Below are 650 nucleotides of genomic sequence, written 5' to 3'. Positions count from 1 at the left end.
GTATACACCTGGGTGGATTCCACGCTCGCATGGCCTAACATCGCCTGTATCCAGCGCAGGTCCGCCCCGTTCTCCAGCATCTGCGTTGCCATCGCGTGCCGGAACAGGTGGCAGGCACCTTTTTTCTCGATGCCGGCAGCCCGGATATAACCGCTCACGGCATTCGTGATACCGTTCGGCTGCAACCCGTCGAGACCGTCCATTGCCACGAACAGCGACTGAATGTCCGGGGTGACCAGCAGTTGCGGGCGAACCTGTTGCTGATAAAACTGGAGCCAGCTTAAAGCCCGGTCGCCGAGGGGCAACACCCGGTCTTTATTCCCCTTGCCCTGCCGGATGGTCACGGTTTTGCGTGACCCGTCAATGCTGTAGATATCGAGCCGGGCCGCTTCACTGCGCCGTATCCCCGTTGACCAGAGCAGCTCCATCAGGGCCCGGTCACGTGCGCCCTGCAACGTATGCAGGTCAGGCAGCGACAGGATATGCTTGATTTCATCAATGCTCAGGATATATTTTGGCAGCCGCTTTTCCAGTCTGGGGAGTTCAAGGTCCGCCGCCGGGTTCGCCAGTATCAGGTTCTGTTTCGTCAGCCATTTGAACCAGACCTTCAATGGCTCCAGTTGGGTACGTTGCGTCCGGGTGCTTAACGG

General features: G+C 58.8%; 1 protein-coding gene. It reads right to left on the bottom strand.

Going from position 1 to position 650, the window contains the following annotated elements:
- Positions 1–650, bottom strand: a 650-nt coding sequence (gene xerC, locus C5471_RS23435; protein ID WP_166296630.1) for a site-specific tyrosine recombinase XerC, incomplete at both ends; no start/stop codon positions are given.

The sequence above is a fragment of the Photorhabdus tasmaniensis genome (assembly GCF_011189505.1).
Taxonomy (GTDB): domain Bacteria; phylum Pseudomonadota; class Gammaproteobacteria; order Enterobacterales; family Enterobacteriaceae; genus Photorhabdus; species Photorhabdus tasmaniensis.
The sequence above is the reverse complement of the archived record's forward strand: the minus strand, read 5'-3'. Positions and strand labels throughout refer to the sequence as shown.